This window comes from Achromobacter sp. 1012554356 (assembly GCF_059760815.1).
Genome location: NZ_JCBANC010000027.1, coordinates 26,753 through 47,879, shown reverse-complemented (window position 1 = coordinate 47,879; position 21,127 = coordinate 26,753). Strand labels below are relative to the sequence as shown.

Genomic DNA, 21,127 nt, shown 5'->3' with positions numbered 1-21,127 from the left:
GCGCTTTCGGATTTCTGGAGTGGCTTGTGACGACGATGCGAAAAATGGCATCCCTGGTTTTTGCGGCCGGCGCGTTGGGCGTGGCCGCCTCGGCGCAGGCCGGCGTGTGCGATGCGCAGTTCATGCACGACGGCGGCGCCGTCCAGCTGACCGGCACGGGCAATCTGGCGCTGGGCGCGGATCTGACCTTCGCCGAAGTTACAAAAAGCAATGGCGACAACTGCCGCGCGCGCGTGCAGGGCGTTGCCCGATTCAGCTATGCGGGTCTGCCGCCCGGCAAGTCCAAGCTCGATTACCTGATGACCGTCAAAGGCGGCCAAGCCACGTTCCTGCGTTACGCCAGCGCCGGCGAAGCGCCCAAGCCTTCCGAGGGCCAGTTCGACCTGCGCATGCTGGGCCTCTTTGCCTACGACGGCAAGCTGGCTACGGGCCAGAAACTGCCCGGCTCGTCGTTCCGCCTGAAGATCGGCAAGGAAGCGCCAGTGGGCGGCCAGCCCAGCACTACAGTACGCATCGGCGAGAAGACGGTCGGCCAGAAAACCGCGCTGGATACCGCGCTGGGCAAGCAGTCCTGCCACCCGATCACCTACACGCGCAATTCAGACCCCACGATGGCCACGTTCCAGGGCCTGACCATTCCCATCCCCGGCATGAACACGACGGTTACCGATTGGTATTGCCCCGCCGTGAATCTGGTGATGAAGCAGGACATCGACCAAGGCGGCGTGAAATCCGCCGTTGAGATTACGCAGATCAAGTAGCACCCGGTAGCAAGCGGGCGATTGCGCCCGCATGGCGGCTGGTATCATCGTTTTCGTCATGGACACACAACAGGAGCTCAAAAAATGGCAACGAGAAAATCCGAAGACGTCGCAAAAGAAAAACTCATCGACAGTGTCAAGACCAGCCTGAACGACGCCGAAAGCCTGCTGCGCGAAGCCGCCAGCAGCACCGGCGACAAGGCCAACGAACTGCGCGACCGCGCCCTGACGTCGCTGCGGCGCACGCGCGAGGCCCTGTACGAAGCGCAGGACGCCGTCCTCGAACGTGGCCGCAAGGCCGCCCGTGCGACGGATGACTATGTGCACGACAATCCCTGGCAAGCCATCGGGGTGGCAGGCGTGACCGGCCTGCTGCTCGGCTTGCTGATCAGCCGCCGCTGACAGGGCAGGGCGTCCGGGCGGCAGGCGCGGCTTGATGCCGCTGCCTGCCGCCCGGCGTTCTTTCAGCCATGGGTCTACGAAAAACTGTTTTCGGTGTTGCCTCCAGCCTGGTCGGGCTGATGCGCACGCGGTTGGAGCTGCTGGCTCTGGAAGCCGCGGACGAAAAGGCGCGCCTGCTCAAGCTGCTGGGTCTGGCATTTGCGGCCCTGCTATTTTTGACGCTGGCGGTGCTGGTGGCCACCATCACCATCGCCGTGGCGTTCTGGCCCACGGAAGACCGCTACCTGGCCCTCGGGCTGCTGGCGGCTTTCTATGGTGTTGCCGGCGTGGTGCTGCTGCTCGTGGTGCGCCATGGGCTGGTGTACGGACCGGCGCCGTTCTCGGCCACGCTCGAAGAGCTGGGCCGCGATGCGGAATTGCTGGATCGCGTGCGCGATGCGCAAGCCGATGACGACACCGCGGTCCGCCGACGCGAGGGGTTCTGAGCCATGCACAAACGATCTCCCACCGTCGACCGCGCCGTGCGCATCGAACTGCTGCGCGCCCGCGCCGCGATCGAGCGCGAATCGCTGGCGCAGAACATCGTGTCGGCCGGGCGCAGGCTTGAACCCAGCGCGCTCATCCGCGGCATGCTGCCGGGTCTTGCGTCGGGCGGCGCGTCCCGCTGGGCCTTGCAGGCCATCACGCTGGCGCGGCGCTATCCCATCATCAGTTCGTCGCTGTCCGCCATGTTCATGCGCGGCGGCAAGCGCGGCAAGCTTCTGAAGCTCGCCGGCGGCGCCTTCGTGGGCTGGCAGCTCCTGAAGGTCTGGCGCGGCATGCGCCAGGACGACGACCGGGAACGCGACTGACGCCAACCGTATTAACAAAGCCCCGTTTCCGGGGCTTTGTTATTTGGGCAAAGAGGCCAATGGCTACAGGCCCAACTGCCCCCACATATCGTCCACGCGTTTCTTCACGTCGGCGTCCATCGTGATGGGCGTACCCCATTCACGATTCGTTTCGCCCGGCCACTTGTTGGTGGCGTCCAGTCCCATCTTGCCGCCCAGGCCGGACACCGGCGAGGCGAAATCCAGGTAGTCGATCGGGGTGTTTTCGACCAGCAGCGTGTCGCGCACCGGGTCCATGCGGGTGGTCATCGCCCAGACCACTTCCTTCCAGTCGCGCGGATTGATGTCCTCGTCCACGACCACGATGAACTTGGTGTACATGAACTGGCGCAGAATGCTCCACAGGCCGAACATGACACGCTTGGCGTGGCCCGCGTACTGCTTGCGGATCGACACCACAGCCAGGCGGTAGCTGCAGCCTTCGGGCGGCAGGTAGAAATCCACGATCTCCGGCAACTGGCGGCGCAGCAGCGGCACGAAGACCTCGTTTAGCGCCACGCCCAGCACGGCGGGCTCGTCGGGCGGCTTGCCGGTGTAAGTGGAGTGATAGATGGGGTTGCGGCGCATCGTGATGCGCTCGACCGTGAAGACCGGGAACCAGTCCTTCTCGTTGTAGTAACCGGTGTGGTCGCCGTACGGGCCTTCCAGCGCCATTTCGTAGCCGGTGTCGGGCGGCGGATTGACGCCTTCGGGCACCACGGGCTTGATGGCGCGCGGGTCTGACGACGGCAGCAGATGGCCTTCCAGCACGATCTCGGCCCAGGCCGGCACGGACAGGTTGCTGCCCAGCGCCTGCGCGACCTCGGTGCGCGAGCCGCGCAGCAGACCCGCAAACTGGTATTCGGACAGGCTGTCCGGCACCGGTGTGACGGCGCCCAGCGTGGTGGCCGGATCGGCGCCCAACGCCACGGCGATGGGGAAGGGCGTGCCCGGGTTGGCGATCGCGTGGTCGCGGAAATCGAGTGCGCCGCCGCGGTGCGACAGCCACCGCATGATGAGCTTGTTCGGTCCCAGCAATTGCTGGCGGTAGATGCCCAGGTTCTGGCGCTTGGCGTTGGGCCCGCGCGTGATGACCAGGCCCCAGGTCAAAAGCGGCGCCACGTCGCCCGGCCAGCAGGTCTGGATGGGCAGCCGGTTCAGGTCTACGTCGTTGCCTTCCCAGACGATTTCCTGGCAGGCGGGGCTTTTGACGTTCTTGGGGCTCATGTCCCACAGCGCCGACTTCAGCATCGACACCTTGGCCAGCGCGTCGCGCAGGCCCTTGGGCGCTTCGGGCTCGCGCAGCGAGGCCAGCAGTTCGCCGATGTCGCGCAGCGCGCTGACGTTGTCGGCGCCCATGCCGCGCGCCACGCGGGCAGGCGTGCCGAACAGATTGGCCAGCACCGGCATCTGCGCGGGCTGGCCATTGTGGCGGGCGTTTTCGAACAGCAGGGCGGGGCCTTCGGCCCGCAGCACGCGGTCGGAAATCTCCGTCATTTCAAGCTGCGTCGACACCGGCGCGGCAATGCGTTTGAGCTCGCCCATGCGTTCAAGTTGGGCGATGAAGTCTCTAAGGTCGCGGTATTTCACTACAGATCCCAGCGATTTGGTTACATTTCAGGTTCAAAGAGAGGTTAACATTGACTCCCTCTTTTTCACGCAGGAGGTTTTATGCCCGATGCGTCAGTGGCCAGCCTGTTCAGGAACATGGCCCAAGGAGTGCACCAATATCTTGCCGAATCCCTGCGCATTTGCTCTGTCTATCTGGGCATCGCGGTCATTGTGACGGTAAGCATGGGATTCGCCCTGCCTGGTTTGCGCGACCAGGCATTGCAAGTGCACAAAGCCTTGTTGACCGCCCTTGCGCCTTCATCCATGCAGGCCAGCTCCGAATCCGAAGCCGGCTCCGAACTGGGTGCCGACACGTCGTCGGCAATTGCCATGGCCGTACCCACTACACCCGCCAGCAACGCCACCGGCATGCTGGGTCCGGCCCGTGTTGCGCCGCCCGCGCCTAAGAAGACCGCTTCGGCGGCCACCGGACCGCAGGCCGAAGCACTGCGCAACTATATCTCGCGCAAGTACAAGGTTGCCTATGACGCGACCGGTCCGCTGCTGAACACCGTGTACAAGGTCAGCCGCGAAAAGCAGCTTGATCCCTTGCTGGTCCTGGCCGTGATCGCCATCGAATCGCGCTACAACCCGCTGGCCGAAAGCCATGTGGGCGCGCAGGGCCTGATGCAGGTCATGACCAGCGTGCATCAGGACAAGTTTGATGCGGTTGGCAAGAACCCGCTGGACCCCGCCGCCAACATCGGCGTGGGCGCCACGATCCTGCGCGACTGCATCAACCGCCGCGGTTCCGTGGACGGCGGCCTGGCGTGTTACGTCGGGTCCACCGGGCCGGACGACAACGGCTACGGCGCGAAGGTGCAGGCGGAACGCCGGCGCCTGGCGCTGGCATCGGGCATCGCGCTGGCGCGCGATTGATCCCGGTCCCCCTTTGCCAACAGGCGCGCTCCGCAAGGGCGCGCCTTTTCATTGGGTCAGCGTTGCAGCAGCACGCCCATCCGGGCCACCGCCTCTTCCAGGCGATCCAGGCCCGTGGCATACGAAAACCGCATCGTGTGCGCCGCATGCGCGGGTCCGAAGTCCAGGCCCGGCACGGCGGCCACGCCGGCTTCCAGCAACAGGCGCTGCGAGAACGCGGCGCTGTCCATGCCCAGGTTGCTGATATCGGCATAGATATAGAAGGCGCCGTCCGGCTTGACCGGCACGTCGATGCCCAGGCGCTCGAATTCCGGCAGCAGGTAGTCGCGGCGCTGCTTGAAGGCCTCGCGGCGGTGTTCGAAGATCTTCAGCGCGGCGGGCGTGAAGCAGGCCAGCGCGGCGTGCTGGGCCAGCGTGGGCGCGCAGATCGCCAGGCTGGAGGCGATCTTTTCCACCGGCGCGACCATGTCGTCGGGCACGATCATCCAGCCCAGGCGCCAGCCCGTCATGTGGAAGTACTTGGAAAAGCTGTTGATGACGATGACATCGTCGTCCAACGTCAGTGCCGAGCGCGGCTGGCCGTCATAGGACAGCCCCAGGTAGATTTCGTCGACGATGGCAAAGCCTTCGCGTGCACGGACCTGCGCCAGCAGCTCGGTCAGCTCGCCGTGGGCGATGGACGTGCCGGTGGGATTGCTGGGCGAAGCCACCATCACGCCCTGCGTGGCGGGCGTCCAGTGCCGCGCGACGTCGTCGGCGGACAACTGGAAGCGCTTTGCCGCCGCGCTGGGAATCAGGCGCGGCACGCCGCCGGCGGCCAGCACGAAATTGCTGTTGGCGGGATAGGACGGATCGGGCATCAGCACTTCGCCGCCGGTGTTCACCAGCGCCGCGCAGGCCAGCGTCAGGGCGCCCGAGGCGCCTGCGGTCACAATGACGCGGCGCGGGTCGATGGCGGCGCCGAACTGGTCACGGTAGAACTGCGCGATGGCTTCGCGCAGCGGGGCGATGCCCGCGCCCGGGCTATAGCCGCTGAGGCCGGCGCGCGCGGCGCGGTCCAGCGCTTCCACCACCTGAGGGGGCGCGGTAAAGTCCGGTTCGCCGATGCCCAGGCTGATAATGTCTCGTCCGGCCGCCTGCAGCGCCTGCGCCTGCTTGAACAGTTCCATCACCTGGAACGTCAGGAAATCGTGAGTGCGGGTAGCGAGGCGGGGCATCGGAATCTCGAAAGCGTCATCTAGCAAAAAAGGAATTGTAGTCATGCAGCCATCCCGGCGCGCCTTTCTCATGGGCCGGCGGCCCGTCCAGACGCCGTGGGCAGCCTTCGTGCAACGCCTGGCGCTGGTATGCCACGGCAAGGTCCGCGACCTGGGCGAGGGCGGGGCGGACGGCACGTGCGCCATTCTCACGCCCGCGTCCGAGGCGGACGTCGTCCAGGCGCGCAAGCTGTGCGCGGAATACCGCGTGACGCTGGAACTGGAAGGGGCGGAGGGGCCCTTTTCGCCCTCCGCCCGACCGCGCCTGCGGGTGGATCCCGTGTTGTTGACCGAATTGACGCGCCTGGACGGCGACGTGGCGCAGTGGCGCGCGCAGCCGGGCGTGACGCTGGCCGAGCTGGCCCGCGCGGGGTTGCGGCAGTTCGCCGGGCTGCCGGGCGACATGACGCTGGCCCAATGGGTGGCGGCCCCGGCGCCCTGGCCGGCGGGCCATTGCGCGGCCTCGGGCCTCATGGCGGCGGACGTGCTGCTGGCCGATGGCGTTGAGGAGACGCTGGGCGCGTTCGGCGAAACCGACGTGCAGCCGCTGCGATCAGCCACCGTGCAGCGCCTTGTGCCCGCGCTGTTCCAGCTGGCGTCCGGCGGCGATGCGTTCGCCACCAACGACGGCTATCACTGGCTGGGCCGCTACCGGCTGGACGCGCTCAAGCCCGTGGCGCCGGGCACCGTCAACCTCGCGCAATTGCTGCTGGGCCATGGCGGCACGCTGGCCTGGCTGCAGGGCGCGGTGCTGATTGACGTGCCGCCCGGCGACGACCGCCAGGCCGAAGGCGGGGCCGGGCCCACCCTGGCCGCCCCGGGATTGGCGACTGTGCGTCTGGACGGACGTGTCAAAACCCAGTTCGACCCCGACGGCTGCTTCCCCGAAATCCGGTGGCCCGAAGTCTGACAATCGTTCAGCGTGCTGTAAGATTCCGGCGCTCGACCTCAAGAAAGACGCAGGTCCGCGTATCGCGCGGCCTGTCATGGGAATAGAATTCCTCCCTCTTTCGTGTCACACACTCTAGCCAGTAGCCGACCTATGGATGCCAACCTTCGCAAAGCCGCCCTTGAATATCACGAGCACGGGCGCCCCGGCAAAATCTCGGTCACGCCGACCAAGCAACTGACGAACCAGCGCGACCTGGCGCTGGCGTACTCGCCCGGGGTGGCGGCGGCCTGTGAGGAAATCGTGGCGGATCCCGCCAACGTGTTCCGTTACACGGCCCGCGGCAATCTGGTGGGCGTCATCACCAACGGCACCGCGGTGCTGGGCCTGGGCAACATCGGCGCGCTGGCCTCCAAGCCGGTCATGGAAGGCAAGGCGGTGCTGTTCAAGAAGTTCGCCGGGCTGGACGTCTTTGACATCGAAATCAACGAGACCGACCCGGACAAACTGGTCGAGATCATCGCCGGCCTGGAAGCCACCTTCGGCGGCATCAATCTTGAAGACATCAAGGCCCCGGAATGCTTCACCGTCGAGCGCAAGCTGCGCGAACGCATGAAGATCCCGGTCTTTCACGACGACCAGCACGGCACGGCGATCTGTGTGTCGGCGGCCTTCATCAACGGCCTGAAGGTCGTGGGCAAGGACATCAAACAGGTCAAGGTCGTCACGTCCGGCGCGGGCGCTGCGGCGCTGGCTTGCCTGGACCTGATGGTCGATCTGGGCCTGCCGCTGGAAAACATCTGGGTGACCGACATTGAAGGCGTGGTCTACGAAGGCCGCACCACGCTGATGGACCCGGACAAGGCGCGCTTTGCGCAAAAGACCGACGCCCGCAAGCTGGCCGAGGTGATTCCCGGCGCCGACGTGTTCCTGGGCCTGTCGGCCGGCGGCGTGCTCAAGCCGGAAATGGTCGCCGCCATGGGCTCGCGTCCGCTGATCCTGGCGCTGGCCAACCCCACGCCGGAAATCCTGCCGGAAGTGGCGCACGGCGTGCGCGACGATGTGGTGATGGCCACGGGCCGTTCGGACTATCCGAACCAGGTCAACAACGTGCTGTGCTTCCCGTACATCTTCCGCGGTGCGCTGGACGTGGGCGCCACGACCATCACGCGCGAAATGGAAAAGGCGGCGGTGTACGCCATTGCCGAACTGGCCGAGGAAGAACAGAACGAAGTCGTGGCGGCCGCCTATGGCACGTTCGATATTTCGTTTGGTCCCGAATACCTGATCCCCAAGCCGTTCGATCCGCGCCTCATCGTGCGCATCGCGCCGGCCGTGGCCAAGGCTGCAATGGAAGGTGGCGTCGCCACGCGTCCGCTGGCGGACCTGGAAGCGTACGAAGAGCAACTGCAGCAGTTCGTGTACCACTCGGGCGCGTTCATGAAGCCGCTGTTCTCGGCGGCCAAGCGCATCGTGCGCGAAGGCGGTCCGGCGCGCATCGTGTTCGCGGAAGGCGAGGACGAACGCGTGCTGCGCGCGGTGCAGGTGGTGGTGGACGAAGGCCTGGCTCGCCCGATCCTGGTGGGCCGTCCGTCGGTGCTGCTGACCCGCATCGAAAAGCTCGGCCTGCGCCTGCGCCTGGGCGAGGACGTCGAAGTCACCAACCCCGAATACGACGAGCGCTTCCATCAGTATTGGACGACCTACTGGGAACGCATGTGCCGCCGCGGCATCACCAAGGAAATGGCGCGCGTGGAAATGCGCCGCCGCATGACGCTGATCGGCGCGATGATGGTGCACCTGGGCGATGCCGACGGCATGGTCTGCGGCTCTGTTGGCGCCTACCACGACCACCTGCGTTTCGTGGACGAGGTGATCGGCCGCCGCCCGGGCCACAACGTGTATGCCGCCATGAACATCCTGCTGCTCAACGAGCGCACGGTGGTGCTGGTGGACACGCATGTGAACGATGAGCCCACCGCTGAACAGATCGCGGAATTTACCGTGGCCGCCGCGCGCGAGATGCGCCGGATGTACCTGGCGCCCAAGGCCGCGTTGCTGTCGCGCAGCAATTTCGGCTCGGGCAGCTCGGCGTCGGGCGCCAAGATGCGCCGCGCGCTGGAACTGGTACGCCAGATGGATCCCGAGCTGGAGATCGACGGCGAGATGCACGGCGACTGCGCCTTGGACGAGGCGCTGCGCATGCGCATCCTGCCGTCGTCCACGCTCAAGGGCGAAGCCAACCTGCTGGTGTGCCCGAACGTCGACTCGGGCAACATCGCCTACAACCTGCTCAAGACAGCGGCGGGCGGCAACGTCGCGGTGGGTCCGTTCCTGCTGGGCGCCAATGCCCCCGTGCACATCCTGACCTCCAGCTCCACCGTGCGCCGCATCGTCAACATGACCGCGATGACGGTGGTCGATGTCAATACGCCACGTTGAAGTCAAGCCGGCCGGCAGGGCGTGCCCACGCACGCCCACCGGCCTGGTCCTGACGGGCGGCGGCGCGCGTGCCGCCTATCAGGTCGGGGTGCTCAGCGCCATCATGGAGCTGCTGGACCCGGACTGGCATTCCCGGTTCCAGAACCCCTTCGACATCATCTGCGGCACGTCCGCCGGCGCCATCAACGCCGCCGCGCTGGCCTGCCGCGCCGACCGGCCCCATCTGGGCGTGCGGCGCATCCGCCGCCTCTGGTCGTCGCTGAACACCGACATGATCTACCGGGCCGACGCGCCCGGCCTGATCCGCACCGGCGTGCGGTGGCTGGGCCTCTTGTCGCTGGGCTGGATGTATTCCGGCTTGACGCGCAAGCGCCCGCATTCGCTGCTCGACAACACTCCGATGCAGGGGCTGCTGGAGCGCGTGCTGGACTTCAGCAATCTGCGCGCCAACCTGGAGAGCGGTTCGCTGTCCGCGCTGGCCATCACTGCGTCGGGCTACACCAGCGGCGAGCACTTGACGTTTTACCAGGCGAATACGCCGATCGAACCCTGGCACCGCTATCTGCGGCTGGCGATCCCCACGCCCATCGGCATCGAACACCTGATGGCGTCGTCGGCCATTCCCTTCGTGTTTCCGGCGCGCCAGGTGCAGGTGCATGGCAAGGGCGAATGGTGCGGCGACGGCTCGATGCGCCAGCTCGCGCCCATCAGTCCGGCGATCCACCTGGGCGCGCACCGCGTCATGGTGATCGGCACGGGCTACCGCGATGACACCCATCCCGAAAACCGAGAAGCCTCGCCGCCGTATCCGTCGCTGGCGCAGGTGGGTGGGCATGCGCTGTCGAGCATCTTCCTGGATGGTTTGTCGGCGGATGTCGAGCGCCTGGAGCGCATCAACTACCTGATGGACCACGCGGACCCGAACGGCGGGCCGCCCACCGTGCGGCGTATCGAGGTGTTGACGATCACGCCCAGCCAGTCGCTGGATTTGATGGCGCTCGAACATTTGCACGATATGCCCGCACAGGCGCGTGCGCTTTTCCGCGTACTCGGTGTATCGTCCGATCCAAACCGTCCGGGGGGCGGGGCGCTGATGTCCTACCTCCTGTTCGAAGCCGGCTACACCAAGCGATTGATCGAACTGGGTTATGCCGATACGATGCGACGTAACGACGAAGTGATCGCCTTTTTCAGGGAGGCACAGGCATGACGCGCAATGGCCAATCTACTTTGCAGCGGCAGCTGATGCGCGGCGGAGCGCTGGCTCACGACGGGCTCGACAAGAAAGCCGTGGTGGACGCCGCGCACGAACTTGGCCTGTCCTTGTTTGTTGCCAATTGCGACCCGTGCCGCAGCCGCTCGGCGGTCTTGCGTGCCATCGTCAAGGCGGTGGATTTTCCCGAATACTTCGGCGGCAACCTTGACGCCCTCTACGACTGCCTGTGCGACACGGTGCTGGATCACAAATCCGGTGTGGTGCTGTGGCTGTACCGCCTGCACTCCGGCGATCCGGCGCTTGAAGAAGACGCCGGCCGCATCGAAACCGTGTGCTCCGACGCGGCGGATTTCGCGCACGAAAATGGCCGCGTGTTCGCGTATGTCATCGAGCACGCTGGCGCGCACCCTGAACCCGAGCCCGGCGTGGCTGCCGCGCCCTACGGCGAAAACGACTGACCTACCACCCGCGCAGCGCGCTGATCGCCGATAACAGCGCCAGACCGGCCGTCTCGGTGCGCAGCACCCGGGGGCCAAAGCGCACGGCCTGCACACCCGCCTTGCGGGCCGCTTCCAATTCCTTGTCCGACCAGCCGCCTTCCGGGCCGACCAGCAGGGTGATGGCCGCCTGATCCGGCGCGCCTTGCAGGGTGGCGGCCAGGTCTTGATCGGCCTCGGGATGGCACAGCACGCGCAGCCCCTCGGCGGGTTGCGCCAGCCAGGCTTCCAGCGTCAGCGGCGCGTCCACGGTCATCAGCCGGTTGCGGCCGCATTGTTCGGCTGCCGATTGCGCAATGCGCTGCCAGTGCGCGACGCGCTTTTCCAGGCGCGGGCCCGACAACTGGAGCACGCTGCGCTGCGCGGCGATCGGGCTGACCCGGGCCGCGCCCAGTTCCACGGCCTTTTCCACCACCCAATCCATCTTGTCGCCCGACGGCAGTCCCTGGGCCAGGATGATGCGCCCGCCGAGTTCGGCCTCGCGGGGATTGAAGTCGCCAAGCTGGGCAAAGCCCGCCTTGCCCTCGACGTCCAGCACGGCCGGGTACTCGCCGCCCTGGCCATTGAACAGGGTGATGGCCTCGCCGGCCCGCAGGCGCAGCACGCGCAGGGCGTGATGGGCAAGGGCGTCGGGCAGGGCGATGCGGGCGCCGGCGGCCAGCGGGACGTCGCAATGGAAACGGGGGGCGGGCATGGTAATCGGGCTTCGAAATGGGTGGGGACTGACGAGTTCGCGTAGCCTACCACTCCCTGCCGATTCCTCTGGAAACCCGCGATTACATAGGGCATCCGGCCGATGGCCTCCGGGAAATCCCCTGATGCTAAAATCACCTGCTTCGCAACCTACTCAACCGGCCCTATTTCCTCTGTAGGCGCGCCGGTTTCAAAGAGCCTTCCGAATGAGCAATCCGACCGCCCCTAAACTTGCCTTGGCGGATGCCATCCGCGCCCTCGCGATGGATGCCGTGCAACAAGCGAACTCCGGGCATCCGGGTGCTCCCATGGGCATGGCGGAAATCGCCCAAGCCTTGTGGGCCGGCAACCTGCGCCACAATCCCAAAGATCCCGCCTGGGCCAACCGCGACCGCTTCGTGCTGTCCAACGGCCACGGTTCGATGCTGATCTACGCCCTGCTGCACCTGACGGGCTACGACCTGCCGATCGAGGAAATCAAGAATTTCCGCCAGCTGCATTCCAAGACGCCGGGCCACCCCGAAGTGGGCATCACCCCCGGCGTGGAAACGACCACCGGCCCGCTGGGCCAGGGTCTGGGCAATGCCGTGGGCATGGCGCTGGCCGAAGCGCTGCTCGCCGCCGAATTCAACAAGCCGGGCCACACGCTCGTCGATCACCACACCTACGCGTTCACCGGCGACGGCTGCCTGATGGAAGGCATCTCGCATGAAGTGTGCTCGCTGGCCGGCACGCTCAAGCTCGGCAAGCTGGTCGTGCTGTACGACGACAACGGCATCTCCATCGACGGCCATGTGGAACACTGGTTCGCCGACGACACCGCCAAGCGCTTCGAAGGCTACGGCTGGAACGTCGTCCGCGGCGTGGACGGCCATGACGTCGCCGCCGTGGACGCCGCCATCAAGGCCGCGCGTTCGCAGTCGGACAAGCCCACGCTGATCGTGTGCCGCACCGTGATCGGCAAGGGTTCGCCCAACATGGCCGGCACGCACAACGTGCACGGTGCGCCGCTGGGCAAGGACGAGATCGCCGCCACGCGCACCGCGCTGGGCTGGTCGTCGGAACCCTTCCAGATTCCGCAAGACGTCTACGACGGCTGGGATGGCCGCAAGCAGGGCGCCGAATCCCAGGCCGAATGGCAAAAGCGTTTCGACGCCTACGCCGCAGAATTCCCCGCCGAGGCCGCTGAATTCACGCGCCGCATGAAGGGCGAAATGCCCGCCGGCTACGCCGATCAGTTCAAGGCCTTCCTCTCCGCCACCCTTGAAAAGGGCGAAACCGTCGCCACCCGCAAGGCCTCGCAATTCGCGATCGCCGCGATGGCGCCGTTGCTGCCGGAAATGCTGGGCGGCTCGGCCGACCTGACCGGTTCCAACTTCACCGACTGGAAGGGCGTTGCCGCCGTCCGCGCCGGCGACAAGGGCATCCAGCTCGGCCGCCACATCAACTACGGCGTGCGCGAATTCGGCATGGCCGCCATCATGAACGGCATCGCGCTGCACGGCGGCTACCTGCCGTTCGGCGGCACGTTCCTGACGTTCTCCGACTACTCGCGCAACGCCATCCGCATGGCCGCGCTGATGAAGCAGCGCGTCGTCCACGTGTTCACCCACGACTCCATCGGCCTGGGCGAAGACGGCCCGACCCACCAGTCGATCGAGCACGCGGCCAGCCTGCGCCTCATTCCCAACCTGTCGCTGTGGCGTCCTTGCGATACGGCCGAGACCGCCGTGGCCTGGAACGCCGCCGTGACGCGTCCGGCCAGCATCGGCATGGACGTGCATGACGGCGGCCCGACGGCCCTGTTGCTGTCCCGCCAGAACCTGCCGTTCGTGCCGCGCGACGCGGCCACGGTCGACGCCATCGCTCGCGGCGGCTACGTGCTGCGCGACGCCGAAGGTGCCCGCGCTGTCATCATCGCCACCGGCTCCGAAGTCGCCATCGCCCTGGACGCCCAGGCGCAGCTGGCCAAGGAAGGCATCGCCGTGCGCGTGGTATCCATGCCCAGCACCGACGTCTTCGACAAGCAGGACGCCGCCTGGAAGCAATCCGTGCTGCCCAAGGGCCTGCCGCGCGTGGCTGTTGAAGCCGGCGTCACCGCCTTCTGGCACAAGTACGTGGGCCTGGAGGGCGCCGTGGTCGGCATCGACCGCTACGGCGAGTCCGCACCGGCCGGCGCACTGTTCAAGTTCTTCGGGCTGACCGCCGACAAGGTGGCCGAGACCGTCAAGCAAGTTTTGTAAAAAAGGAGCTTAGTCATGACCATTCGCGTCGCCATCAACGGTTACGGTCGCATCGGCCGCAACATCCTGCGTGCCCACTACGAAGGTGGCAAGAAGCACGATATCGAAATCGTCGCCATCAATGACCTGGGCGATCCCAAGACGAACGCGCACCTGACGCGCTACGACACCGCCCACGGCAAGTTCCCGGGCACCGTCGAAGTCGACGGCGAGTTCATGGTCGTCAACGGCGACAAGATCCGCGTGCTGGCCAACCGCAACCCGGCTGAACTGCCGTGGGGCGACCTGAAGGTCGACGTCGTGCTGGAATGCACGGGCTTCTTCACCACCAAGGAAAAGGCCGGCGCGCACATCAAGGGCGGCGCCAAAAAGGTCATCATCTCGGCCCCCGGCGGCAAGGATGTCGACGCCACCATCGTCTACGGCGTCAACCACGGCGTGCTGAAGTCGACGGACACCGTCATTTCCAACGCGTCGTGCACCACCAACTGCCTGGCCCCGCTGGTCAAGCCGCTGAACGACAAGCTGGGTCTGGAAAACGGCCTGATGACTACCGTTCACGCCTACACCAACGACCAGGTCCTGACCGACGTCTACCACGAAGACCTGCGCCGCGCGCGTTCGGCCACGATGAGCATGATCCCCACGAAGACCGGCGCTGCCGCCGCCGTGGGCCTGGTCCTGCCGGAACTGAACGGCAAGCTGGACGGCTACGCCATCCGCGTTCCGACCATCAACGTGTCGCTGGTCGACCTGTCGTTCGTGGCCAGCCGCGACACGACCGCCGAAGAAGTGAACAGCATCCTGAAGGCCGCCTCGGAAGGCGAGCTCAAGGGCATCCTGGACTACAACACCGAACCCCTGGTCTCGGTCGACTACAACCACAACCCGGCCTCCAGCACCGTTGACGCGTCGCTGACCAAGGTCTCGGGCCGCCTGGTCAAGGTCTCGTCCTGGTACGACAACGAGTGGGGCTTCTCGAACCGCATGCTCGACACCACCGTCGCGCTGATGTCGGCCAAGTAAGCACTCCGCCAGTTCATAAGGGGACGGATTTGTTTTCCGCCAATGCGGAAAATGGGTTCGTCCCCTTTGTTCGCCTACCGAAGGAATCCAAATATGTCCAAGGTCAAAACTTTGTCCGCGCTGGCCAAGGCCGGCGCGCTGTCCGGCAAGCGCGTGTTCATCCGCGCCGACCTCAACGTTCCGTTCGATGACGCCGGCCGCATCAGCGAAGACACCCGCATCCGCGCCTCGGTGCCCGGCATTCGCCTGGCGCTGGACGCCGGCGCCGCCGTGATGGTCACGTCCCACCTGGGCCGCCCCAAAGAAGGCGTGCTGACCGACGCCGATTCGCTTGCCAAGGTCGGCCAGCGCCTGTCCGAACTGCTCGGCATGCCCGTGCCGCTGGTGCGCGACTGGGTCGATGGCGTGAAGGTCGATCACGGCCAGGTCGTGCTGCTGGAAAACTGCCGCGTGAACGTCGGCGAAAAGAAGGACGACGAGGCGCTGGCCAAGAAGATGGCCGCGCTGTGCGACGTCTACGTCAACGACGCCTTCGGCACGGCGCACCGCGCCGAAGCCACCACCCACGGCATCGCGCGCTTTGCCACCGTGGCCTGCGCCGGCCCGCTGCTGGAAGCCGAACTCGACGCCCTGGGCCGTGCCCTGCACGAACCCAAGCGCCCGCTGGTCGCCATCGTGGGCGGCTCGAAGGTGTCGACCAAGCTGTCCATCCTGCAATCGCTGGCCGACAAGGTCGACCAGCTGGTGGTGGGCGGCGGCATCGCCAACACGTTCATGCTGGCCGCCGGCCTGTCCATCGGCAAGTCGCTGGCCGAGCCCGACCAGGTCGATCAGGCCCGCGCCGTCATCGACATCATGAAAAAGCGCGGCGCGGCCGTGCCGATCCCCGTTGACGTGGTGTGCGCCAAGTCGTTCGGCGCCGACGCCGAGGCCACCGTCAAGGCAGCCACCGACGTGGCCGACGACGACATGATCCTGGACATTGGCCCCAAGACCGCCGAACAACTGGCTGGCATCCTGAAGCAGGCGGGCACGATCGTCTGGAACGGTCCGGTAGGCGTGTTCGAATTCGATCAGTTCGCCAACGGCACCGAAGTGGTGGCGCGCGCGATTGCCGACTCCGACGGCTTCTCGATCGCCGGCGGCGGCGACACCCTGGCCGCCATCGCCAAGTACAAGATTGGCGAGCAGGTCGGCTACATCTCGACGGGCGGCGGCGCATTCCTGGAATTCCTGGAAGGCAAGACCCTGCCCGCCGTGGCCGTGCTGGAAGCCCGCGCGGCGGGGTGATTCCGGCCGTACACGCCGTCCTGCGAAGGGGCGGCGTGCGGCGGGCGTCTGACGTTTTCGGGCGTCAGATTCCGTCATGGTGGGACGGGTGTCAGACACCCGCGGCACGCTGCCGGCATGCCTGGGGCTGGCGCAGGGGTGTCAGACACCTTCGCTCCAGGTGTCTGACACCCTTATGCGCTGGACGCCCAGATCGAACGGGTGCTGCACGGGTGTCTGACACCGGGCCACAGCTCAGACGCCAGACACCCGCATCGGCCGCCTTGATTCGTCGCGCGCCGCTTGGCTTGGGGTTGGTGTAGGCTTGGGCGGTCATCCCGCCGCTCGCGGGAATTCACTTGTGATCGTCTCGCTGCACCATGAATCTCCGCTTTATTCCAGGCCTGGCCAACTTCCAGGGCATCACGCGTGAATCGGCGCGGCGCGACATCATGGCGGGGCTGAGCGTTGCCGCCGTGGCGCTGCCGGTGGGGCTGGCCTATTCCGCGATGATGGGCGTGCCGCCCGTCGCTGGCCTGTGGGCAGCCATTGCCGGCATGCTGGCGTATGCGTTCTTCGGTTCGTCGCGCACCCTCATCGTGGGTCCCGACACCGCCACCTGCACCCTCATTGCCGCCACGCTGACCGGCATGGCGCTGACCACGCCCGAATCGCGCCTGCTCGGCGCCACCAGCATTGCGCTGACCGTGGGTGTGGGCTGCCTTATCGCGCGTGTCTTGCGGCTGGGCGTGCTGGCCAATCTGCTGTCGCGGCCGGTGCTGATCGGCTACATGGCCGGTGTGGCGATCACGCTGGCCATGTCGCAGTTAAGCGGTCTGACGGGCGTGGGGCTGCGCAACAGCGGCCTCATTCATCCGTTCATGGAGCTGTCGCATCGCCTGTCCGAGATCCGGATGCCGACGCTGTTCCTGGGGCTGGCGTCGTGCGTCTTTCTGGTGGCGGTCAAGCGCTGGCGGCCGTCGTGGCCCGGGCCCATCCTGCTGGTCGTCGCGACCTGCCTGCTGTCGTGGCTGTTCAATTTCCCGGCGCTGGGCATCGCGGTCGTGGGCGACGTGCCGGCCGGGTTGCCGTCGTTCAATCTGCCGGTCAGCCTGCAAGGCGTGGACGGCATTCTGCTGGGCGCGGCGGGCGTCCTGGTTGTCAGCTTTTCCAGCGGCATCGTGACCGCGCGCAGCTTTGCGGCGCGCACGGGCGAACACGTGGATCCGAATCGCGAGCTCGTGGGCTTCGGCGCGGCCAACGTGGCGGCCGGGCTGTTCCAGGGCTATGTCGTGACGGGCGCGGACTCGCGCACCGCGGTCGGGCTGGTGGCAGGAGGCTCGTCGCCGCTGGTCAGCATCAGCGCGGCCGCCGCGCTGGCCGTGGTGGTGGGCTTGTTGAGCGCACCGCTGTACTGGCTGCCGCAGTTTGCGCTGTCGGCCATTCTGCTGCTGGCTGCGGCCAGCCTGTTCGATTGGCAGGCGTTCAAGCGGTTGGCGCGCATCTCGCGGATCGAGCTCGCGTTCGGCGTGCTGGCGGCCGTGGGCGTGGTGGGATTCGGCGTGTTGCAAGGCGTGGCCGTCTCGGTGGGCGCGACGCTGCTCTACGCCATGTACGTGTCCGGCAATCCCCGCGATGCGCTGCTGGGCAGACTGCCCGGAGAAACCGTGCTGGGCAAGCTGCACCTGAATCCCGAAGCCAAGCCGGTGCCGGGCGCCGTGATCTGGCTCTTCGAATCCTCGGTCTGGTTCTTCAACGCGGACGCGTTCCGGCGCCGCGCCCGCGAAATCATCGAGCAGGCGGGCGACGTGCGCTGGTTCTTGCTGGACGCCGAAGCCATGACGCAGGCCGATGCCGACGCTGTTGAGGCGCTATATGAACTGAAGCGCAATCTGGACGAGCGCGGCATCACGCTGCTGGTGGCTGGCGGCCACGGCAAGTTCCGCGAGGCGCTGCAGCGTTCGGGCCTGGTCAAAAAGATCGGACCGGACAGAATCTTCGGCAGCCCGGAACAGGCGGTCGACGCCATCGAGCGCTGGCGCCAGGGCGGGCCGGCGACGCTGGCCTGACCTTCCAATGACGGGGGTGTCTGACACCCCGCGTCAATCAATGATGTGATACCCGCCGTCGATGTACAGCGTCTGCCCCGTCATCAGCCGCGCCGCATCCGTGGCCAGCCACGCAGTCGCTTCGCCCACATCGTCAATCGACACCAGGCTGCGCGCCGGCGCCTTGGCCTGCGCGCGGTCCAGCATCGTGTCGAATTCCGCGATGCCGGACGCCGCACGGGTCTTCAGCGGTCCCGGCGAAATCGCGTGCACGCGGATGCCCTGCGGACCCAGCTCGGCCGCCAGATAGCGCGCGGCGGATTCCAGGGCGGCCTTGACCGGGCCCATCATGTTGTAGTGCTCGACCACCATCTGCGAGCCGTAGTAGCTCATGCAGAAGAGGGCGCCGCCATTGCGCATCAGCGGCTCGGCCAGCTTGGCCATGCGGATGAAGGACCAGCACGACACGTCCATCGCCTGCAGAAAGCCCGCGCGCGAGCAGTCCGTGACCCGCCCGTGCAGATCGTCGCGCGGCGCGAACGCCACCGAATGCAGCACGAAATCCAGCGCGCCCCATTCGTCCGTGATACGGCTGAAGACGGCCTCCAGCTCGCCGTCGTTCAGCAGGTTCATGGGCATCAGCAATGGCGCTTCAACCTGCTGCGCCAACGGCGCCACGTGCGGCAGGGCCTTGTCGTTCAGGTAGGTGACCGCCAGTTCGGCGCCCATGGCGCGAAACGCCTTGGCGCAGCCCCACGCGATGGAGTCGGCATTGGCGATGCCGGTCACCAGCCCGCGCTTGCCGGCCAGCGGCAGATGCGCGCTCATCGCTGCCTCACGAGGGCGAGCGTGTGCTGAGCAATGACCAATTCTTCGTTCGTGCGCACCACGTAGACGCCGATGCGGCTGTCGTCGGTCGAGATGCGTGGCCCGTGGCGGGCGTTGCGCTCGGGGTCAAGTTTGATGCCCAGCCAGCCCCAGTGGTCGCTGATCGCCTGGCGGATCTCGGCGGAGTTCTCGCCGACGCCCGCCGTGAAGACGATGCCGTCGATGCCGTTCGTCGCGCAGCCCAGGCCGACCATGCCTTCGGCCACGCGCCACGCGAAGTATTTCAGCGCCAGCTTGGCCGACGGCGCATTGCTGGCCAGCAGTTCGCGCATGTCGTTGCTGATGCCCGACAGGCCTTTCATGCCGCAGTCGTGATACAGCATGTGCTCGATCTCGTCGTGGCTCATGCCCTGTTCCATCATCCAGAGCACCACGCCGGGGTCCAGACGGCCGGGGCGGGTACCCATCGGCAGGCCTTCCAGCGCGGTAAAGCCCATGGTGCTGTCCACGCTCCTGCCTTGGTGCATGACGCAGGCCGATACGCCGGAGCCCAGATGGGCGACGACGATCTTGCCCATCGCGATGTCGGGCAGCGTCTGCTTCAGGCGCTGTGCGATGTACTCGTAGGACAGCCCATGAAAGCCATAGCGGCGCACGCCTTCCAGATACAGGCGCTCGGGCAGCGCATAGCGGTCGGCGACGTCGGAATGGCTGCGATGGAACGCCGTGTCAAAGCACGCGACCTGCGGAATCCACGGCCGTCGTTCGCGGATGACGCGGATCGGCGCCAGGTTGTTGGGTTGGTGCAGCGGTGCGAGCGGCGTGAACGTTTCAAGCCGGGCCAGAATATCGTCGTCGATCAGCACCGGCTCGGACAGATCCGGCCCGCCGTGAACCACGCGATGCCCCACCGCCAGCGGCGCGCCGCCCAGGTGGCCGCTCAGCCATGTACCGACGACTTCCTGCGCGTTGGGCACGTCGGGGGCGTGGCTGGGCGCGATGTCGCGCTCGACCAGCGTCTCTCCCGCCGCGTCGCGCACCCGCAGGCGCGGATGCGTGGTGCCGATGCCTTCAAGCTGGCCGCCCAGCCGGGGCGCCAGTTCATGCTTGTCGGCGATGTCGTAAAGGTAGAACTTGATGCTGGAACTGCCGGCGTTGATGACGAGGATGGTGTCGCTCATGGCGGTGTGCTTCCACGTTGAGACAAGTCGCGCGAAGGCCCGCGAGGGCGGGCCGGGGGCTGACGGTTGTCAGGCCAGCGGTCTGGCCTGCTGCTGGGCAAGGTAGTTGGCGTAGATCGCCGCCACCGCGCAAGACGCCAGGCGCGAACGCGGGCTGTCGGCGCGGCTGGTCAGAATGATCGGCACGCGTGCGCCCAGCACGATGCCGGCCGCCTCGGCGTTGGCGAGAAAGGTCAGGTTCTTGGCCAGCATGTTGCCGGCTTCCAGATCGGGCACCACCAGCACCTGGGCCACGCCGGCCACGGGCGAGCGGATGCCCTTGATGCGCGCGGCGTCGGGGCTGATCGCGTTGTCCAGCGCCAGCGGGCCGTCCAGCACGCCGCCCGCGATCTGGCCGCGGTCGGCCATCTTGCACAGGGCGGCTGCCTCGATGGTGCTGGGGATGCTGGGGGTGACCTGTTCGACCGCCGACAGGATCGCCACGCGCGGTTCGCCCAACCCCAGTCCGTGATGCAGGTCGATCACGTTGCGGATGATGTCGGCCTTGGTTTCGAGGTCCGGAAAGATGTTGATGGCCGCATCGGTGATGAAGAGCGGCTCGGCGTAGGTCGGCACTTCCATGATGAACACATGGCTGATGCGCCGGCCGCTGCGCAGGCCGGTGGCGCGCGCCACGACCTCGTGCATCAGCTCGTCGGTGTGCAGGCTGCCCTTCATCAGCAGGGAGGCCTCGCCGCTGCGCACCAGCGCCACGGCGGTTTCCGCGGCCGCATGGCTGTGCGGCGCGTCCACGATGCGGGCGTCGCCCAGGTTCAGCTTGAACTGCTCGGCCGTGTCGCGGATCTTGCCTTCGGGTCCGACCAGGATGGGCCGCAGCAGGCCCAGATCGCGCGCTTCCAGCGCGGCCGACAGCGACGGTTCATCGCAAGGATGGGCGATCGCGCACGGGGCCGCCTCCAGCGTTTGCGCGCGCGCGATGAGTTTGTCGTAGTGCGTGGACGTGGGGAGGCTCATGGG

General features: G+C 66.7%; 19 protein-coding genes. 13 read left to right on the top strand and 6 right to left on the bottom strand.

Features of this window, described 5'->3' with window-relative positions; genetic code table 11:
* Positions 1-35 precede the first annotated feature (35 nt).
* From AC6LJW_RS15645 to AC6LJW_RS15630, 4 genes are all read left to right on the top strand, one after another.
* On the top strand, positions 36-761 hold the full coding sequence (locus tag AC6LJW_RS15645; protein ID WP_498087737.1) for a hypothetical protein: 726 nt from the start codon (positions 36-38) through the stop codon (positions 759-761).
* Between the two features lie 84 nt (positions 762-845).
* Positions 846-1,163, top strand: a complete 318-nt coding sequence (locus AC6LJW_RS15640) for an ElaB/YgaM/YqjD family protein (protein ID WP_056326638.1) — start codon at positions 846-848, stop codon at positions 1,161-1,163.
* 68 nt (positions 1,164-1,231) lie between these two features.
* Positions 1,232-1,648, top strand: coding sequence for a phage holin family protein (locus AC6LJW_RS15635; RefSeq protein ID WP_056571644.1), 417 nt, complete (start codon positions 1,232-1,234; stop codon positions 1,646-1,648).
* 3 nt (positions 1,649-1,651) lie between these two features.
* Positions 1,652-2,014, top strand: a complete 363-nt coding sequence (locus AC6LJW_RS15630; protein ID WP_056571642.1) for a hypothetical protein — start codon at positions 1,652-1,654, stop codon at positions 2,012-2,014.
* Between the two features lie 63 nt (positions 2,015-2,077).
* Here the strand turns inward: AC6LJW_RS15630 and ubiD are convergent, their stop codons facing one another.
* A complete protein-coding gene (ubiD, locus tag AC6LJW_RS15625) occupies positions 2,078-3,622 on the bottom strand; it encodes a 4-hydroxy-3-polyprenylbenzoate decarboxylase (RefSeq protein ID WP_056571639.1) in 1,545 nt (514 codons plus the stop codon).
* An 81-nt stretch (positions 3,623-3,703) separates the two neighbouring features.
* On the opposite strand from ubiD, the gene AC6LJW_RS15620 reads away from it, so the two are divergent.
* Positions 3,704-4,522, top strand: a complete 819-nt coding sequence (locus AC6LJW_RS15620) for a lytic transglycosylase domain-containing protein (RefSeq protein WP_056571636.1) — start codon at positions 3,704-3,706, stop codon at positions 4,520-4,522.
* A gap of 56 nt (positions 4,523-4,578) precedes the next feature.
* Here AC6LJW_RS15620 and AC6LJW_RS15615 read toward each other — a convergent pair whose 3' ends face one another.
* Positions 4,579-5,739 carry a pyridoxal phosphate-dependent aminotransferase gene (locus AC6LJW_RS15615; protein ID WP_498087727.1) on the bottom strand — a complete coding sequence of 387 codons (1,161 nt, stop codon included), beginning with the start codon at positions 5,737-5,739 and terminating at the stop codon, positions 4,579-4,581.
* Between the two features lie 43 nt (positions 5,740-5,782).
* On the opposite strand from AC6LJW_RS15615, the gene AC6LJW_RS15610 reads away from it, so the two are divergent.
* From AC6LJW_RS15610 to AC6LJW_RS15595, 4 genes are all read left to right on the top strand, one after another.
* Complete coding sequence (locus tag AC6LJW_RS15610; RefSeq protein ID WP_498087726.1) at positions 5,783-6,688, top strand: FAD-binding protein; 906 nt, start codon at positions 5,783-5,785, stop codon at positions 6,686-6,688.
* Positions 6,689-6,820: 132 nt separating this feature from the next.
* Entirely contained in the window at positions 6,821-9,109 is a 2,289-nt protein-coding gene (locus tag AC6LJW_RS15605) for an NADP-dependent malic enzyme (RefSeq protein ID WP_498087725.1), read from the top strand.
* Positions 9,090-10,319: a patatin-like phospholipase family protein gene (locus AC6LJW_RS15600; protein WP_235512334.1), complete on the top strand. Its 1,230-nt coding sequence runs from the start codon at positions 9,090-9,092 to the stop codon at positions 10,317-10,319. The genes AC6LJW_RS15605 and AC6LJW_RS15600 overlap by 20 nt, the downstream gene beginning before the upstream one ends.
* A complete protein-coding gene (locus tag AC6LJW_RS15595; RefSeq protein WP_056570977.1) occupies positions 10,316-10,783 on the top strand; it encodes a barstar family protein in 468 nt (155 codons plus the stop codon). The genes AC6LJW_RS15600 and AC6LJW_RS15595 overlap by 4 nt, the downstream gene beginning before the upstream one ends.
* 1 nt (position 10,784) lies before the next feature.
* On the opposite strand, the gene AC6LJW_RS15590 is transcribed toward AC6LJW_RS15595, so the two are convergent.
* Positions 10,785-11,516 carry a 16S rRNA (uracil(1498)-N(3))-methyltransferase gene (locus AC6LJW_RS15590; protein WP_056570975.1) on the bottom strand — a complete coding sequence of 244 codons (732 nt, stop codon included), beginning with the start codon at positions 11,514-11,516 and terminating at the stop codon, positions 10,785-10,787.
* 205 nt (positions 11,517-11,721) lie between these two features.
* Between AC6LJW_RS15590 and tkt the strand changes: the two genes are divergently transcribed.
* The 4 genes from tkt (at position 11,722) to AC6LJW_RS15570 (ending at position 18,122) form a co-directional block, all read left to right on the top strand.
* Positions 11,722-13,758 carry a transketolase gene (gene tkt, locus AC6LJW_RS15585; protein ID WP_056570973.1) on the top strand — a complete coding sequence of 679 codons (2,037 nt, stop codon included), beginning with the start codon at positions 11,722-11,724 and terminating at the stop codon, positions 13,756-13,758.
* Positions 13,759-13,773: 15 nt separating this feature from the next.
* Entirely contained in the window at positions 13,774-14,784 is a 1,011-nt protein-coding gene (gene gap, locus AC6LJW_RS15580) for a type I glyceraldehyde-3-phosphate dehydrogenase (RefSeq protein ID WP_056570971.1), read from the top strand.
* Between the two features lie 93 nt (positions 14,785-14,877).
* Positions 14,878-16,074: a phosphoglycerate kinase gene (locus tag AC6LJW_RS15575; RefSeq protein WP_498087724.1), complete on the top strand. Its 1,197-nt coding sequence runs from the start codon at positions 14,878-14,880 to the stop codon at positions 16,072-16,074.
* Positions 16,075-16,433: 359 nt separating this feature from the next.
* Positions 16,434-18,122 (top strand): SulP family inorganic anion transporter, encoded by a 1,689-nt coding sequence (locus AC6LJW_RS15570; protein WP_200949482.1) that lies wholly within the window; start codon positions 16,434-16,436, stop codon positions 18,120-18,122.
* Positions 18,123-18,155: 33 nt separating this feature from the next.
* On the opposite strand, the gene fabI is transcribed toward AC6LJW_RS15570, so the two are convergent.
* The 3 genes from fabI to AC6LJW_RS15555 form a co-directional block, all read right to left on the bottom strand.
* Positions 18,156-18,929 carry an enoyl-ACP reductase FabI gene (fabI, locus tag AC6LJW_RS15565; RefSeq protein ID WP_498087723.1) on the bottom strand — a complete coding sequence of 258 codons (774 nt, stop codon included), beginning with the start codon at positions 18,927-18,929 and terminating at the stop codon, positions 18,156-18,158.
* The gene (locus tag AC6LJW_RS15560; protein WP_056570965.1) at positions 18,926-20,110 is read right to left on the bottom strand and encodes an acetate/propionate family kinase; all 1,185 of its coding nucleotides are present in this window, start codon (positions 20,108-20,110) and stop codon (positions 18,926-18,928) included. The genes fabI and AC6LJW_RS15560 overlap by 4 nt, the downstream gene beginning before the upstream one ends.
* A gap of 69 nt (positions 20,111-20,179) precedes the next feature.
* Positions 20,180-21,124 carry a phosphate acetyltransferase gene (locus tag AC6LJW_RS15555; RefSeq protein ID WP_056570963.1) on the bottom strand — a complete coding sequence of 315 codons (945 nt, stop codon included), beginning with the start codon at positions 21,122-21,124 and terminating at the stop codon, positions 20,180-20,182.
* Positions 21,125-21,127 lie beyond the last annotated feature (3 nt).